The 15,236-nt window shown below is 56.7% G+C and carries 15 protein-coding genes and 1 pseudogene; 6 read left to right on the top strand and 10 right to left on the bottom strand.

The genetic code is table 11. The features are described from left to right. Together KBY08_RS24900 and rnk are read left to right on the top strand one after the other, a co-directional pair. Nucleotides 1-237 carry a DUF1289 domain-containing protein gene (locus KBY08_RS24900; RefSeq protein ID WP_003318094.1) on the top strand — a complete coding sequence of 79 codons (237 nt, stop codon included), beginning with the start codon at nt 1-3 and terminating at the stop codon, nt 235-237. 134 nt (nt 238-371) lie between these two features. Continuing rightward, nucleotides 372-779 carry a nucleoside diphosphate kinase regulator gene (gene rnk, locus KBY08_RS24895; RefSeq protein WP_003384923.1) on the top strand — a complete coding sequence of 136 codons (408 nt, stop codon included), beginning with the start codon at nt 372-374 and terminating at the stop codon, nt 777-779. A 131-nt stretch (nt 780-910) separates the two neighbouring features. Here rnk and KBY08_RS24890 read toward each other — a convergent pair whose 3' ends face one another. The 7 genes from KBY08_RS24890 to KBY08_RS24860 form a co-directional block, all read right to left on the bottom strand. Further along, a complete protein-coding gene (locus KBY08_RS24890) occupies nt 911-3,757 on the bottom strand; it encodes a class I adenylate cyclase (protein WP_111522343.1) in 2,847 nt (948 codons plus the stop codon). Between the two features lie 182 nt (nt 3,758-3,939). Further along, a complete protein-coding gene (locus tag KBY08_RS24885) occupies nt 3,940-4,188 on the bottom strand; it encodes a TIGR02647 family protein (RefSeq protein WP_003344490.1) in 249 nt (82 codons plus the stop codon). Between the two features lie 216 nt (nt 4,189-4,404). Next, nucleotides 4,405-4,680 carry a hypothetical protein gene (locus KBY08_RS24880; protein ID WP_003344493.1) on the bottom strand — a complete coding sequence of 92 codons (276 nt, stop codon included), beginning with the start codon at nt 4,678-4,680 and terminating at the stop codon, nt 4,405-4,407. 90 nt (nt 4,681-4,770) lie between these two features. Continuing rightward, nucleotides 4,771-6,102 (bottom strand): glutamate/aspartate:proton symporter GltP, encoded by a 1,332-nt coding sequence (gltP, locus tag KBY08_RS24875; protein ID WP_003401762.1) that lies wholly within the window; start codon nt 6,100-6,102, stop codon nt 4,771-4,773. A 456-nt stretch (nt 6,103-6,558) separates the two neighbouring features. Continuing rightward, entirely contained in the window at nt 6,559-7,464 is a 906-nt protein-coding gene (gene rimK, locus KBY08_RS24870) for a 30S ribosomal protein S6--L-glutamate ligase (RefSeq protein ID WP_003401760.1), read from the bottom strand. Beyond that, a complete protein-coding gene (locus KBY08_RS24865) occupies nt 7,461-7,904 on the bottom strand; it encodes an ATP-dependent zinc protease (protein ID WP_172452248.1) in 444 nt (147 codons plus the stop codon). The genes rimK and KBY08_RS24865 overlap by 4 nt, the downstream gene beginning before the upstream one ends. A gap of 49 nt (nt 7,905-7,953) precedes the next feature. Next, nucleotides 7,954-8,736 (bottom strand): EAL domain-containing protein, encoded by a 783-nt coding sequence (locus KBY08_RS24860; protein ID WP_003401743.1) that lies wholly within the window; start codon nt 8,734-8,736, stop codon nt 7,954-7,956. A 167-nt stretch (nt 8,737-8,903) separates the two neighbouring features. Between KBY08_RS24860 and KBY08_RS24855 the strand changes: the two genes are divergently transcribed. The 3 genes from KBY08_RS24855 to KBY08_RS24845 all read left to right on the top strand — a co-directional run bounded on the left by KBY08_RS24855 (nt 8,904) and on the right by KBY08_RS24845 (nt 12,115). After that, on the top strand, nt 8,904-9,311 hold the full coding sequence (locus KBY08_RS24855; RefSeq protein ID WP_057458419.1) for an RNA-binding S4 domain-containing protein: 408 nt from the start codon (nt 8,904-8,906) through the stop codon (nt 9,309-9,311). A gap of 177 nt (nt 9,312-9,488) precedes the next feature. Continuing rightward, nucleotides 9,489-10,391, top strand: a complete 903-nt coding sequence (hslO, locus tag KBY08_RS24850; RefSeq protein ID WP_104683566.1) for an Hsp33 family molecular chaperone HslO — start codon at nt 9,489-9,491, stop codon at nt 10,389-10,391. 179 nt (nt 10,392-10,570) lie between these two features. Further along, the gene (locus tag KBY08_RS24845; RefSeq protein WP_003367573.1) at nt 10,571-12,115 is read left to right on the top strand and encodes a phosphoenolpyruvate carboxykinase; all 1,545 of its coding nucleotides are present in this window, start codon (nt 10,571-10,573) and stop codon (nt 12,113-12,115) included. Nucleotides 12,116-12,270: 155 nt separating this feature from the next. On the opposite strand, the pseudogene KBY08_RS24840 reads toward KBY08_RS24845, so the two are convergent. The 3 genes and pseudogenes from KBY08_RS24840 to KBY08_RS24830 form a co-directional block, all read right to left on the bottom strand. Further along, nucleotides 12,271-12,423 (bottom strand): annotated as a pseudogene (locus KBY08_RS24840) (T6SS amidase immunity protein Tai4 family protein); the annotation flags it as partial. A 62-nt stretch (nt 12,424-12,485) separates the two neighbouring features. Continuing rightward, nucleotides 12,486-12,938 (bottom strand): hypothetical protein, encoded by a 453-nt coding sequence (locus tag KBY08_RS24835; RefSeq protein WP_024660789.1) that lies wholly within the window; start codon nt 12,936-12,938, stop codon nt 12,486-12,488. Continuing rightward, nucleotides 12,914-14,218 carry a DUF6402 family protein gene (locus KBY08_RS24830; RefSeq protein ID WP_024660790.1) on the bottom strand — a complete coding sequence of 435 codons (1,305 nt, stop codon included), beginning with the start codon at nt 14,216-14,218 and terminating at the stop codon, nt 12,914-12,916. Before KBY08_RS24830 ends, KBY08_RS24835 begins: the two co-directional genes overlap by 25 nt. 506 nt (nt 14,219-14,724) lie before the next feature. Between KBY08_RS24830 and KBY08_RS24825 the strand changes: the two genes are divergently transcribed. Beyond that, nucleotides 14,725-15,231 (top strand): GNAT family N-acetyltransferase, encoded by a 507-nt coding sequence (locus KBY08_RS24825; RefSeq protein WP_024640782.1) that lies wholly within the window; start codon nt 14,725-14,727, stop codon nt 15,229-15,231. Nucleotides 15,232-15,236: the final 5 nt, after the last annotated feature.

Below are 15,236 nucleotides of genomic sequence, written 5' to 3'. Positions count from 1 at the left end.
GTGAGCCAGTCCCCCGTTCGACCGCCCAAGCCGCTTTTCAGCAATGTCAGCCCGGCAGTAGCCTCGCCGTGTATCAGCCTGTGTCGGCTCGATGAGCAGAAGGTTTGCCTGGGGTGCTTCCGTCATGTCGAAGACATCCGCGAATGGCGCTCGGCCGATGACGACCGGCGCCGCCAGATTCGCCACGAGGCCGATCAGCGTCGAGCCCGCGCCGAGGTTGACCAGGCGGCAGGCTGAAACCGCGTCGGGTTGTGTATTTACTGCGCTGTGTTAGTGTCAGGCCTTGCCTCTGCAGACAAGAGGCTCGTCAAACCCCGCCAATTGGTGGGGTTTTGTTTTATTCATGGAGAATAAAGGAGTCTGCCCAGACCATGACCACAGCACCTTCGATCATCCTCACTCGGCTCGACGTACAGCGTCTTGAAAAGTTTATCGCCGACCAGAATGAAGACACACCTGGCATCCAGGCACTGCAGGCCGAACTGGACCGCGCCGACCAGGTGGTTGGCCACGATGAAGTGCCTGCGGGCGTTGTGACCATGAATTCGCGCGTGCATTGCCGCGAAGAAGTCAGCGGCAAGGACTATCACCTCAAGCTGGTTTATCCACAGGATGCGGGCGCAGACGGCACCGTCTCGGTCCTGGCACCAATGGGCTCGGCGCTGCTGGGCCTGCAAATCGGCCAACACATCGACTGGCCTGCACCGGGCGGCAAGACCCTGAAACTGACCTTGCTGGCGGTGGAGTATCAGCCGGAAGCGGCGGGCGAATACGAGTAATCGAAGACGCCGCATCCGCAGAGCGCTTCCGCATTCAAGAGCGGACGCAGAGCGTCCGGAACTGCATTCCCACGCGGAGCGTGAGGAACGATAGGCGCACCAGAGAACGCCTATCGTGCCAATGCAGCAGGTCAGGCCTGATCCATCGCCTCGTTCAGCAGCTTTTCCAGTTCGGCCTTGTGGCGCAGGAAGAGGATGCTTTGCCCGTGCTTGCCGTCCAGCAGCCCGGACAGGTCCAGGTCGGTGATGTAACAGCGGTAGCGCTGAAGCTCCAGGCGTTTGCCGAGGATTTGCTGCGCGACGGCGGCGTAGAGTCGATCACCGTATTCCAGTTCGGAAAACTCGCTGTTGTCGCAGTACAGGGTGGCGTTCAGTTGCCCTGGCGAGGTTTCCTCGATGATTGCCTGTACGTCGTAAAACGCCTTGTCCGCTGCAGTCGGCGCCGGTCGATGCTCAACACGTCGGGCAGGCCCTGCGCCGGAGGGCAGCATCTGATAGTAAAGGGTTTCCAGCGTAACCGGCGCGGACGGATCATCCAGCGGTAATGAGGCGCCCCGGCGATAAACCAGCGCGTGAAGAAAGCGCTGCAGCGGCACCAGCAGGCTTTGTTCATCGTGATACGGCAGACGCTGATGCCAGAGCGAATTGTGTTCATCGAGCACGTACAGGTCAGCGTCCGGCTCGTTGACCCGGTAGAACACCTGAATGCATTCCGGCTGACCAAGCGGCAGGATCAGGGCCAGATCGTGGTCATCGAGTGCCTGCGGGTCCAGGTGCAAGGGGCTGTACGACGACAGCTCTTCACCCAGGTACTTGAACAACCCCGGCAGACTGTTGACCACCACATGACCGATCTGACCCGGCTTCATCTCCAGCACGTGATACTGCTGCTGCACCTGAATCAGATAACGGTGATTGAGCCGCCTCTCCAGCAACAACCGCGCCGTGCCGATCAGCTCTTCAACACGCTGGGCAATGGCGGGCGCGCGGTTATGGCAGAAGCAGCGCACGTGAATCTGCGGCTGTTTACCGCGCTGCGGCAGGCTGCCGAGCAGTTCGCTCATGCAGTCGAGCAGGGCGTGCGGGCCGTCGTAGCGGCTGACCAGTGTTTCGTTCCAGGTATTGAGGGTGATCTGGTCCAGCGTCAGCACCAGATTTTCCCGGACACCCGCGTAACTGAGCGAGTCGGTGCGCTCGGTGGTCATCAGAATATTCAGGTCGCGATGATGGCTGAGCGGATCGACGCCGACATTGATCAACAACAGTATCTCACTGGGCGTGCTGGGCATCAGCAACGCCTCATCGCTGACCTCGGGCAGTGGCAGCTGAATGCTCTGCTGCAAGGCGCCCATCAGGTTGAACAGCTCGAACTCGCTCAGGTCACTGGCGCCCGGGTGCAATGCCACGCGGGTAGTGCTGTCGATCACGGTATTGCGGTGGCACCAGGTCAGCAACTCAAGCAATTCACGGCTGCGTTTGAGCGGTGAGAAATTCGGCCACTCGTGAATGCCCAGATTGCCGTTGTACAAGGCCCACTGGTGCTTGCCGGGCTCGCGCTTGTCGGGGGAATGCACCAGCGTCAGCGTATCTTCGGCAAGGTCAGGGGCGATGCCCGGGTTGATGAACTCGACCTTGCCCGCCTTGCGTTCAAAAGCCGCATACAGACGCCGACCCAGAATGGTCAGGTCGCGAGTGTTGAGGGCGTCGGCAGTGCTTTGCGTTTTGGCGAAGCGGCTCTGAAAGCGATAGCTGTAATTCAGCTCGTTGACCAGCGCGCGGCGCTCGCCCGCCACTTGGCGGACTTTCCACTGGCTGCGGCTGTCGAGCAGCGCCAGTTGTCGCTCATCCCAACCCCACTCCGTTGTCAGGCGTTCCAGCAGTTGGCGCTGCCAACCGACGTTGCGCAGGCGGGTCGAACCGGTGAGCTTCTTGTTGACCTTCAGGTACAGGCTGCGGCGCACCAGCTCCAGGCGCTCCGGCTCGTTGCGTGCCTGCAGATGCTCCTCGATGCGCCGGTACACGACCACATAAGGGTCCAGTTCATCCGGGTCCAGCTGATTGGCGAACACCGCTTGCTTGAAACGCAGGCTCAGGCACTGCACGCGGGGATGCTCGCTGGAATAGACCTCGATCAACAGCAGCTTGAGCACAGACTTGTAGGGCGACTCGATGCCTTTGAACAACTGCCATAATCCGGCACCGATAAACTCGGCAGGGGGAATGTGCGACATCGGGCCGAGGTCGAGCACCTCACTGGCGCGAATGAAGCGCTTGCTCAGCAGGGTGTGGGTGTAATCCTCATAGTTCTGCTCTTCATAGACCGGCACCAGCCACCACATCGGGGTGCGCCCGGCGAGCCAGATAGCGGTCCGATAGAACTCGTCGAGCAACAGGTAATGCTGGGTAGTCCCGCAATCGTCCGAGCTGAGCTGCGAATCGCGCTCACCGCTCTTGAAACGCTGCGGGTCGATCAGAAAAAAATGTGCCTCTGCGCCCATCGTCGCCGCCCAGGCTTCAAGTGCCTGGCATTTCTTGCGCAGTTCGGCGATGGCCTCCGGCTCCAGCTCGCTGTCGTGGCAGACCCAGACATCCATATCGCTTTGTTCAGCCTGGGCCAGCGTGCCGAGGCTGCCCATCAGAAACAGGCCATGAATCGGCTGGGGCGGGTTGCCGTGCCGGGCCTTGTAGGAAAAGGAGCGCGTCAGCCGCTGCGCCTCGACCAGGGCCAGTGTGTCCGGTTCGTAATGCGAGACACCGGCAGGCGTGCTGCCGGAAACATAACCGGGCAACAGCGGATGGTTGACGTGAAAGAACAGCGGCAGCAGGGCCAACACGCTCTGCTGGCGGGTCGACATACCTTCCAGCGCACGCGCGTACCGCCCGTCATTGAGCGACAGGAAACGGTTACGCAACTGGCTGAGAACCTTGCGGTCGATGCCCTCATCCAGGTCGGGGCGAATTTCAGGATTACGCGTCATCGCAACTCAAGGCATCTGGCCTGTGCAGGCGTGGAATTACCGAGAAAGATGGCGGAGAAGGTTTGCAGCCGAGAGAAGCGGATTCGGTCGGATGGTTATTCTGGCGCCAACGTCCTGTATCGACTGGCGCTCGGATAAGTGAAGGGCCTGCCACGCTTTTTTGTGCGCAGGCCCTGCGACATTCAGGCGGCTTGCCTGGAGACGTTGAGGATGGTCAGCAAGGATTGGGCATGCTGGGCGGCCTCGAGCCCGAGGCTGGTCAGGTAACCGCCATCGACCTGGGTCGTCAGTCCTTTATCGAAGAGTCTTTGTGCGGCTGCAACGGCCGTGGGCGCCGCTACATGGTGGACTTTGAGGCCTTCCTGGGTGTTTCCCAGATTGAACAGTGCAAGGATTTCCAGTTCGGCAACCAACTCAGGGGTATACGACATAGGTACTCCAGACTTTTTGTAGTAATACGACCTCGCCGGCTGGCGGGTGTGCTCTGGAATCGACGTGTCCGATCTGCGCTCGTCGGTTCTGGATGACCGTTAAAGCCGGTTTGGCGTGTGGCCCCGGAGGATCAAGCGGCAGCGGGGCATTTGCAGTGTAGTCAGCGTCTGAAGTGTTTGCAGCATATATCTTGCTGGCCTGCTCTGACCGCAGGATCACTTTTCCGGCGGCAGGTCGGGCAGGGCGCGCAGCGCTGCTTCATACCATTGCGTGTCGAACGGACGGTCCTGCTCCAGCAAGGCATCGATCTCGATGGCCAACACATGGGCCATCATTTCAAGAATATCTTCACGCTCATAGTTCACCAGGGTCAGCATGTTGAACACCGCTCTGGCTGCGGGCGGGTTACCGGCTTCGATCTGGTTTTCGATGGCTTCGATCAGCGTCGAGGCAGCAAAGTCTTCTTCGTCATTATCGATGTCGTCGGTCATGGTCACTCCTCAGGTAAGGCAGGCAGTCTAACCGGCGACCTGAAAACAACAAACCCCGGAGGTCCGGGGCTTGTCAGCACATAGCGAAGATCAGTCCGCCGTCGGTTGCCCCATCGGCACGGGCTCTTTGCTGCGCCAGTGCGGCAGGGAGTTCCAGTAGCGCTCGCCCTTGGCATCGTCGTACATGCCTTCCCAGCGCGAGATGACCAGCACTGCCAGCGCATTGCCGATCACGTTCAAAGCGGTGCGCGCCATGTCCATGATGCGGTCGACACCGGCGATGAACGCCAGGCCTTCCAGTGGAATACCGGCGCTGCCCAGGGTCGCCAGCAGCACAACGAAGGAAACGCCCGGTACGCCCGCGATGCCTTTGGAGGTGACCATCAGGGTCAGCACCAGCATCAATTGCGCGCCAATCGACAGGTCGATGCCGTACAACTGAGCGATGAAGATGGCTGCGATGCTCTGATAGAGCGTCGAACCGTCAAGGTTGAACGAGTAGCCCGTGGGCACCACGAAACTGCAAATCGCCTTCGGTGCGCCATAGGCTTCCATCTTCTGGATCACCCGTGGCAGCACGGTTTCAGAGCTGGCCGTGGAGTAGGACAGAATCAGCTCGTCCTTGAAGATACGCATCAGCCTGATGACCGAAAAGCCGAATGCACGAGCGATCAGCCCCAGCACCACGAAGGCGAAGAAGGCGATGGCCACGTAAACCAGAATCACCAGCTTGGCGAGCGGCAACAGAGAGGCGAAGCCGAAGTTGGCGACAGTCACGGCAATCAGGGCAAACACACCAATCGGCGCGTAGTTCATGATCATGTGAGTGACCTTGAACATGGTCTCCGAGACGCCCTGAAACAGCTTCACCAGCGGTTCACGGACCTCGGCTTGCAGGCTGGAAAGCCCCAAGCCGAACAACACCGAAAAGAAGATGATCGGCAACATCTCGCCACGCGCCATGGCGGCGAAGATGTTGGACGGGATCAGGTTGAGAATGGTCGCGATAAACGCATGATCGTGCTGAACTTCAGCCGTAGTCTGCTGATACTTGGAAATATCGACGGTGCCCAGTGTGCTCATGTCGATGCCGGTGCCCGGATGGAACACGTTGGCCAGCACCAGCCCCACCAGAATCGCGATAGTGGTCACGACTTCAAAATAGAGAATGGTCTTGAGACCGATACGTCCCAGCTTCTTGGCATCGCCCACGCCCGCGATGCCGACGATCAGCGAGGCGACAACGATGGGAATAACGATCATCTTGATCAGACGAATGAAGATATCGCCTGCGGGCTGCAGGATGTTGGTGATCCACCAGGCCTTTTCTGCGCTGAAATGATTGAGTAGCGCCCCCACAGCGATACCCAGTACCAGTCCGATCAGAATCTGCCAGGCCAGACTCAGCTTTGCCTTCTTCATATTATTACCCTTGTTCAAAGTGGCTTGGGCAAGTCCAAAACCCGTGCACCGAGCATGCTTTTTCACAGCAGTTTCGAGGCAGGAGCTCCCTTTGGAAATGTCCCGAGAAGGTCACCGCAGACGAGCATCCCAGCTCTGTAGCAGGCGAAAAAAGTCGCAACTATTCCCATGGCGCGCGTATACGTCTAATGCCGTAAACGACTACCTCATGCATGATCGGCATACAAATACGGGAGAAATGTGTTGATTTATGTCGCGCGGGAGGATGGCTATTCGGCGCGAAGCTGGCTATTACGTCGCCTTAAGCTGAACGGAGGGATGCGGGACTAATGCCGGGATACTGCAACGAGGACTCGACTGGCAGGCCTGTTTACCTGATGTACGGTAGCTGAATGCCCTGGACGGCGTCCGCAGACGCGACGCCAGCCAGAGCCATTGAAACGGGTATGAGTCCCGTCAGCCTTTTCCTTTGGTACGGGTCATGTGCGGGCCGCTGTTTTTCTCCAGGTACCCGATGATCATCCCGGCCACGTCCTTGCTGGTGGTCACTTCAATGCCTTCCAGGCCAGGCGAAGAGTTGACCTCCATCACCAAAGGACCGTGATTGGAACGCAGGATATCCACACCCGCCACGCTCAGTCCCATGACCTTGGCTGCCCGCAATGCAGTCATGCGTTCTTCAGGCGTGATCTTGATCAGGCTGGCGCTGCCACCGCGGTGCAGGTTGGAGCGGAACTCGCCCGGTTTGGCCTGACGCTTCATCGAGGCGATAACCTTGTCACCGACCACAAAGCAGCGAATGTCGGCACCGCCTGCTTCCTTGATGTATTCCTGAACCATGATGTCCTGCTTGAGGCCCATGAAGGCTTCGATCACCGATTCGGCCGCCGTGGCCGTTTCGCACAACACCACGCCGATCCCCTGAGTGCCTTCGAGCACCTTGATGACCAGCGGCGCGCCATTGACCATCTGGATCAGGTCGGGAATGTCGTCGGGCGAGTGAGCGAAACCGGTGACCGGCAAGCCGATCCCCCGGCGTGACAGAAGTTGCAACGAGCGCAGCTTGTCCCGCGAACGGGCAATGGCGACCGATTCATTGAGCGGAAACACGCCCATCATTTCAAACTGACGCAACACCGCACAGCCATAGAAAGTCACCGAAGCACCGATGCGCGGGATCACCGCATCGAAGCCCTCCAGAGGTTTGCCGCGGTAGTGGATCTGCGGCTTGTGGCTGGCGATGTTCATATAGGCGCGCAGGGTGTCGATCACCACCATCTCATGGCCACGCTCGATGCCAGCTTCGACCAGACGACGGGTGGAATACAGACGCGGATTACGCGAAAGCACAGCGATCTTCATGCAACACCTGAGGAAGTAGAGGCCGGGAACACCGGCTTGTCTTGTACGTAAGTTATGCCCGGATTGACCACCAGCTGGCCGTCGATCAGAGCCTTGGAACCCAGCAGCAGTCGATAACGCATCGACTTGCGGCAGGCCAGTGTGAATTCCACCGGCCAGATACGATCACCCAGGGCCAGCGTGGTGCGAATGACATAGCGCACCTGCGCCTGACCGTTGGAGCTTTTAATGGTTTTCATGGCAACCAGTTGCGCTTCGCAGCGACGATGCCGCAACTGAACCACCGTGCCCAGATGCGCGTTGAAGCGCACCCATTTCTGTCCATTGCGTTCAAAAGGCTCGATTTCCGTGGCGTGCAGGCTTGACGTGCTCGCACCGGTATCAATTTTTGCCCGCAGGCCTGCCACCCCCAGGTCGGGGAGCGCCACCCACTCGCGCAGGCCGATGACTGTCAGATGATCGAATGTCTTCAATGCGATTCCGTACTTCTCAAGACTTCTGCCAGGCCTCGGGGGCTACCTGAGCCAGGGCTTTGAATGCGGGTTTGGCGAACAGATAGCCTTGCATCAGGGATATGCCGCAATCTGCCAGAAAATCCCGCTCTTCAATATGTTCGATACCTTCTGCGATGACTTTAATCCCCAAGTCCGAACACATTGTGACAACCGCGCGAACAATCGCCTGACGCGCGCGATTGCGATGAACATCGCGTACCAGGTTCATGTCGAGTTTGATCAGGTCGGGTTGAAAATCGGCCAGCAGCGTCAGGCCTGAATACCCGGCGCCGAAGTCATCGATGGCGGTCATGAAGCCGAACTCCCGGTACTCGCGCAGGATATTGCTCAAATGGCCTTTGCTGCACACATGTTCGCTTTCGATGGTCTCGAAAATCAACCGCTCGATGGGAAAGTCATGCCGCTTGGCCGCTTCCAGCGTGCTGCGGATACACAGCTCGGGACGATACACGGCATTTGGCAGAAAGTTGATCGATAAACGCTCGGTCATGCCCAGTTTCGCAGCGCCGGCGATGGCCGTGGTCCGGCAGGTCTGATCGAAGCGATAGCGGTTCTGGTCGGTGACCTGACTCAGGACTGACATTGCGCCCTCGCCATTCGGGCCTCGGACCAGCGCTTCATGAGCAAAGATCGACTGGTCGTGCAGGTTGACGATGGGTTGATAGGCATAATCAAACGAAAAGCCCAGTTCCGGACTGCCGGTGCAGCCCTCACACCCCTTTTTGGGGGCGGTCAACGAAGTTGGAAAGTCTGTCACATCGCACTCCATGTGAGGTCAGGGCCATAAAATGACGAATAGCGGATTTTGACAAGCAAGGATCGGTTACTTCATGTTCTTGATAGCGACAGATCAGCAACGGCAGGCCGTCACGTTTCCTCATTAGCCGGATAACGTTCAGACTGCCATACGGATGAGGAATTCAAATGGCACAAAAGATGGAAGAAGACGATAAGGTCCGCCTGGATAAGTGGCTGTGGGCTGCGCGCTTTTTCAAAACACGTGCGCTGGCCAAAGCGGCTATCGAAAGCGGCAAGGTGCACTGTCGCGGCGAGCGTTGCAAGCCCGGCAAGGAGCCGCGTATCGGTGACGAGTTCCAGATTCGCATGGGTTTCGACGACCGCACCGTAGTGGTCGAGGCGCTGTCCATCGTTCGGCGTGGAGCGCCGGAGGCACAGACGCTGTATCACGAGACACCCGAGAGCATCGCCAGGCGCGAGAATGCCGCGGCTCAGCGCAAGGCCGGCAACCTGGGTGTGACCACTGACGGAAAGCCGACCAAGAAGCAACGCCGGGAGCTTTTCGGCTTCCGCGCCAGCCACAACAACGACTGAAACACAGCACCGGGCAGCTCCGGCTATCAGTCCGACGTGCCATCCAGCTTGGAAGCGCACCGCATAGCTCCTAAAATGCCGGTCAATCCGCATGGCCCACGGCGCTTTCGAGTGCCGGACGGCGCTTTTTCAGCCGCGTGCCATCCATTGTCATTACTTCAGATACCTTGCCTACCTATGCATGATTTCCCGGACATCGATTTCACCCAACGCTTCATCTTCGACGAAAGCGACGTTCGCGGAGAACTGGTCGCCCTGGAGCGCAGCTACGCCGAAGTGCTCGCCAAGCACCCCTATCCGGAGCCGGTCGCGCAGTTGCTTGGCGAAATGATGGCGGCTGCCGCGCTGCTCGTCGGCACCCTCAAATTCGACGGCCTGCTGATCCTGCAGGCACGCTCCAGTGGCGCAGTGCCGTTGCTGATGGTCGAGTGCTCCAGCGAACGCGAGCTGCGTGGCATCGCCCGTTATGACGAGGCACTGGTCACAGCAGGCGCAGGTCTGCAGGACCTGATGCCCGATGGCTCGCTGGCATTGACCATCGACCCGAACAAGGGCAAGCGCTATCAGGGCATCGTTGCCCTCGACGGCGTCGACCTGTCGGAAAGCCTCTCCAACTACTTCGTGATGTCCGAACAGCTGGGCACGCGTTTCTGGCTCAAGGCCGACGGCCATCGCGCCCGCGGTCTGTTGCTGCAACAGCTGCCCATCGCGCAGATCACCGATCCGGAAGAGCGTGACGCCAGCTGGGAGCACGTCATCACCCTGGCCAACACCCTCACGGCCGAGGAAATGCTCGGGCTGGACAACCAGACCATCCTGCATCGCCTGTATCACCAAGACCCGGTTCGCCTGTTCGACGAGCAGCCCATCTGCTTTCGCTGCAGTTGCTCGCGTGAGCGCTCTGCCAATGCGCTGGCCAGCCTTGGGCTGGAGGACGCGCAGCAACTGGTTATCGAGCACAACGGCACGATCGAGATCGACTGCCAGTTCTGCAACCAACGCTATCTGTTCGATGCCACTGACGTCGCGCAGCTGTTTGCTGGCGGCGGTGTCGATTCGCCATCTGACACGCGCCATTAATGATCGCGTAAAGGGCCTCAGAAAACGGTGTGGGCCCCTGTAATGCTGTTCTGACAGGAGGGTCCTACCATTTCCGGGCATTTCTGGCATAATCCGGCCCACTTTTACGCTGTAGTAGTGGTTGTTTTTTTACTACAAAACCGTTTGGAGCACTCGGCCACAGGCCGACGGGGAACCTCATGACGCAAACCAACAACGCTGTGTACACCGATCTGAGCACCGACGAACTGGTCAAGGAAGCCCTTGCCCGCAAAGAAGGCGTACTTTCCGATACTGGCGCACTGGTTGTGGAGACAGGCCATCGTACTGGCCGTTCGCCGGTCGATCGTTTCATCGTTGAAGAGCCGAGCACTCAGGACGCCATCGCCTGGGGCCCGATCAACCGCAAGTTCCCGGCCGAGAAATTCGACGCCCTGTGGAACCGTGTCGGCGCGTACCTCGCCGAGCGCGAGCGCTTCGTTTCCCACGTTCATGTAGGCTCCGATCCTGCGCACTACCTGCCAGTCAAGATGACCACCGAGACTGCGTGGCACAATCTGTTCGGCCGTTGCCTGTTCATCAACCCTGAACAGTACAACCCGGCTGGCAAGGACGAGTGGGAAATCCAGAACGCGCCATGGTTCGTCTGCGACCCTGAGCGTGACGGCACCAACTCCGACGGCACCGTGATCATCAACTTTGCAGCCCGCAAGGTGCTGATCGCCGGCATGCGTTATGCCGGCGAAATGAAGAAAGCCATGTTCTCGGTGCAGAACTTCCTGCTCCCGGCGTCCGACGTTCTGCCGATGCACTGCGCGGCCAACATGGGCGAAGAGGGCGATGTAACCCTGTTCTTCGGCCTGTCCGGCACCGGCAAGACCACCCTGTCCGCCGACGAAAGCCGTTACCTGATCGGTGACGACGAACACGGCTGGGGCGAAGGCGTGGTGTTCAACATCGAAGGCGGTTGCTATGCCAAGTGCATCGACCTGTCCGAGAAGAACGAGCCGGTCATCTGGAAAGCCATCCAGCACGGCGCCGTACTGGAAAACGTCGTACTCGACCCGGTCACCAAAAAAGCCGACTACGCCGACAGCAGCCTGACCCAGAACAGCCGTGCGGCCTACCCGCGCGAACTGATCGAAAAACGCGCACCGAAAAACCTCGGTGGCGAGCCGAACGCCGTTATCTTCCTGACCTGCGACCTGACCGGCGTACTGCCGCCTGTGTCGATCCTCAGCGAAGAACAGGCCGCCTACCACTTCCTGTCGGGTTACACCGCACTGGTCGGCTCGACTGAAATGGGTTCGGGTTCGGGCATCAAGTCCACCTTCTCCACCTGCTTCGGCGCACCGTTCTTCCCGCGTCCGGCGGGCGAATACGCAGAACTGCTGATCAAGCGCATCCGCGGCTTCAAATCCAAGGTCTACCTGGTCAACACCGGCTGGACCGGCGGTGGCTACGGCGTCGGCAAGCGCTTCAACATCCCGACCACCCGTGGCGTGATCGCAGCGATCCAGAGCGGCGCACTGATCGGTGCCGAAACCGAACACCTCGACACCATCAACCTCGACGTACCGAAGTCGGTACCCGGCGTCGATACCGGCCTGCTCAACCCACGCAACACCTGGGCTGACAAGGCTGCCTACGACGAAGCCGCAAAAGCACTGGCTGGCCTGTTCGTGGAGAACTTCAAGAAGTTCGACGTGAGCGACGCCATCAAGGCTGCGGGTCCGAAGTTGTAAGACGTTGTAATTAGCCTCCACTAAAAAAACCGCCTTCATCAGGCGGTTTTTTTGTACTCGTTTTACGAATCTGAAAGCCTGTTGCCTATCTTGCCAGATGACAAATCGACTATATCGGCGGCACACCTACATGGAGATATCGACTTTGGCATCTGTCATTTATTGTCTTGGATATAGGTATAATCCGGCTTTATCAGAATTTCTTTTAGCCACGCGCTGAGCGCTTTACTGTAATAGAGATCCAAGCATTTCAACAAATCAAACTTTACACCCTTTATTTCAGATTCAACCAAGGGGGTTTTATAGTCTATAGATACCGCTCCACTGAACCAGTCTTGCTCGAGACACATTCCTTTGACGACCACCATAGTTACAGGGGAAGCCTTGCCCTAATCCATTCCAAGCGTGTGGGAGGCATAGTGATTGCGTGATCTTTCTGCTCTTTATCATCTTGATAGATAATACCGTTTTCGGACACCTTAAGCGGCTCATGCCCTGGCTGGCCGTCCCAAAAAACTTTATAGTATCTCCTGGCTAACAGCTCGCCTTGATTGTCGAAGATAGTCAGCCGGACCCTCTCCATACCATCTCCATTAAAAAGACTATTGTTCACCCCGGCTCCGCAAACAGTTATTATAAAACCTTTACTGCCAAAACTCTTTGCACCTCCATCTAATGCCTCAGTGTGGTTATAGCGTTCACAATCAGTGTTGTCGAACAGGTTGAAAGCAATGGAATAAACAACCAAAGCAATCAACATAAAAATAAAGAAGAAAAAAGAGCGGAAATACATTTTTCTTACATGGGCTCTGAAGGTTTGCATAATGTATCCAGCTTTATAATGATGGGCTTTTTCAGTTTGTGGATTTTCGGTCTGCTGTAGATCATAAAATCGCCACCCCGGCCATGCTTTTCTCTCCACTCACTATAAGAGCTGTTGTAAACAGGCCAGTAAACATCTTTCTCCATAAATTTTCTTACCAAACCTGTTCTTTTATCCACTGGCTTGTCAATCTGGCCTCCAGGCAAATAGTCCCAATTGATTTTAGTTTCAGTTATCGGGGTACTTCCCATACGGGTATGAATTTTCTTACCGTCAACCAGATCACTGACAACGGCAGAGTAAGAAAGAATCATATCATTTTTGTTCCAGTGGCCCAGATATTGGCTGCTACCATCATTTTTGTCATTAAAAGAATAGTTATCTTTCAGGTAGGTATACACACAGGTAATAGCCGCCGTTGCGTCGACGCAAAATGTTTTGGTTCTGGCTTGATCGTCATATTTGTAAAACTTTTCCACAGCAACTTCAACCACGCCAATAGCCGCATAAATATTAAAACTCCCTAGCGTCGCGGTGAGATCAGTTAAACTCAGGCCGTCAAGCGTGTTGCTTGTTGATATTGCCTGAAACTGAATTTGCCAATCAATATGAAACTGCCTGATATCACCTATCCAAGGAGCTGTATCAAAGGAAAGATTTGCTGCCGACCTAGATTCATCAAATTTATTTTTTACTCGCTTGAGAATTTTATGTCTAGCGCCTGCAATTGCTTTTTCAGAGTAAATCTTTTCCTCAATCAACTCGTTGAATTTCTCTGCGACGCTCCCATACTTCAACGCCCACTTTAACGTCACGGTTGCGTCATCAATGGGCTGAATTGAATTGGGTCGATCATTATAGATATGCTTAGGGCTGGCGAACCACTGTCTGGCAATCTTGGCAGCTATCGGCCAACCAATATTGTCCATGGCCAAAGGAATATCCTGAAGATCAAACTCTGGAAGCTTTTCTTTATCTTCTGCATCAGCCTCTAGAGCATCAGACACTGAAGTTTTAGATTCCACGGAGAATGGCTTATTTTTTCTAACCTCAGCAGTTGATTTCTGACCTCCCGCTTCTGTTTGCGGCACCATGAACTGCTCTTCACCAGGCTCAGCAGACTTTAAGAACACTTGACCAGGCGCACAACGATTGTAAGAGATTTTTTGTGGAGTATTGATGGGTACTGCTCCATCTAAACCATCATTCTCTTTCCATACCTTCTCTCGAAATATTGATCGCTCCATAGTGTAGTAAGGTATTTTTCTAACTTTTGCCATAACCATTTCCTTGGAAAACAACCAAATCCTAAATCTACTCAGCACCTATCACGCAGCGGTAGGAACGCTGGGGCGAAGCAACGGAGGTTTGCATTGTTTAGCTTGAGGACCCCGGCCGTCAATTTCGTTGCGCGCCCAAGCATCGATTTCCTCCCCCAATGTGACTCGATTAACGTTGTGAGCCGTACCTCCAAGACGTTTGCCCACTCAATGGGCAGGGCCGAGACCTCACGCTAACTGTCGTCTATTTACTTGATATGGCGCAGACATTGCTCGAGCCATCGATCGCGGGTATCGGAAGCTGCTCACTGCCTGGGTTTGAAGGGCAAGCTCACAGACAAATACCGTAACCGTCAGGTCGTCGGAGCGATGTCGTAATTAAACATCTTCGCATCCGCACCTGCACGCGACCCTCGAAAATGCTCAAGCAAACGCCTCGACTTGTCGTGGCGTTTGCTTGTCTGGAATACTGATTTCCACTGAGGACGATGGCCAGGAGGTGTGTTGTGGGCGTAAACGGGATTCAGATACGGCGTTTCGTGCCGAGCGACGAGTCAGGTGTATCGGCGATGATCCTGCCGATCCAGCGTGAAGAGTTCGGTATTCCCATCACCGCCGAAGACCAGCCTGACCTGAAGGCGATTCCGGACTTTTACCAGACCGGCACAGGGGACTTCTGGGTCGCGGTACAAGACGATCAGGTCATCGGCAGTATCGGTCTCAGAGACATCGGCGCAGGGCAGGCAGCACTGCGCAAGATGTTTGTCGCCGCCCCGTTTCGCGGCCGGGAATTTTCCGTTGCAGCCAGACTGCTTGAGCGCCTGATCGAGGAATCAACTCGCAAGGGCGTCAGCGAAGTATTCCTGGGCACGACCGACAAGTTTCACGCTGCGCATCGTTTCTATGAAAAGCACGGCTTTCGGGAGATCACGAAGGAGGACCTGCCTGCGAGCTTTCCGTTGATCGCGGTGGACAGCAAGTTCTATGTGCTGGGCCTCGGCAGTGAGCAATAGCGTGA

Origin of the sequence: Pseudomonas sp. P135 (genome assembly GCF_020312125.1) — a bacterium.
In the GTDB taxonomy this organism is placed as follows: domain Bacteria; phylum Pseudomonadota; class Gammaproteobacteria; order Pseudomonadales; family Pseudomonadaceae; genus Aquipseudomonas; species Aquipseudomonas fragariae.
This window is presented reverse-complemented; position numbering and strand designations above follow the sequence as displayed.

Excerpts from the sequence above, each read along its gene's own strand:
- rnk (WP_003384923.1), top strand. The coding sequence starts at position 372 with ATGACCACAGCACCTTCGATCATCCTCACTCGGCTCGACGTACAGCGT.
- KBY08_RS24890 (WP_111522343.1), bottom strand. The coding sequence starts at position 3,757 with ATGACGCGTAATCCTGAAATTCGCCCCGACCTGGATGAGGGCATCGAC.
- KBY08_RS24885 (WP_003344490.1), bottom strand. The coding sequence starts at position 4,188 with ATGTCGTATACCCCTGAGTTGGTTGCCGAACTGGAAATCCTTGCACTG.
- KBY08_RS24880 (WP_003344493.1), bottom strand. The coding sequence starts at position 4,680 with ATGACCGACGACATCGATAATGACGAAGAAGACTTTGCTGCCTCGACG.
- gltP (WP_003401762.1), bottom strand. The coding sequence starts at position 6,102 with ATGAAGAAGGCAAAGCTGAGTCTGGCCTGGCAGATTCTGATCGGACTG.
- rimK (WP_003401760.1), bottom strand. The coding sequence starts at position 7,464 with ATGAAGATCGCTGTGCTTTCGCGTAATCCGCGTCTGTATTCCACCCGT.
- KBY08_RS24855 (WP_057458419.1), top strand. The coding sequence starts at position 8,904 with ATGGCACAAAAGATGGAAGAAGACGATAAGGTCCGCCTGGATAAGTGG.
- hslO (WP_104683566.1), top strand. The coding sequence starts at position 9,489 with ATGCATGATTTCCCGGACATCGATTTCACCCAACGCTTCATCTTCGAC.
- KBY08_RS24845 (WP_003367573.1), top strand. The coding sequence starts at position 10,571 with ATGACGCAAACCAACAACGCTGTGTACACCGATCTGAGCACCGACGAA.
- KBY08_RS24835 (WP_024660789.1), bottom strand. The coding sequence starts at position 12,938 with ATGCAAACCTTCAGAGCCCATGTAAGAAAAATGTATTTCCGCTCTTTT.
- KBY08_RS24830 (WP_024660790.1), bottom strand. The coding sequence starts at position 14,218 with ATGGCAAAAGTTAGAAAAATACCTTACTACACTATGGAGCGATCAATA.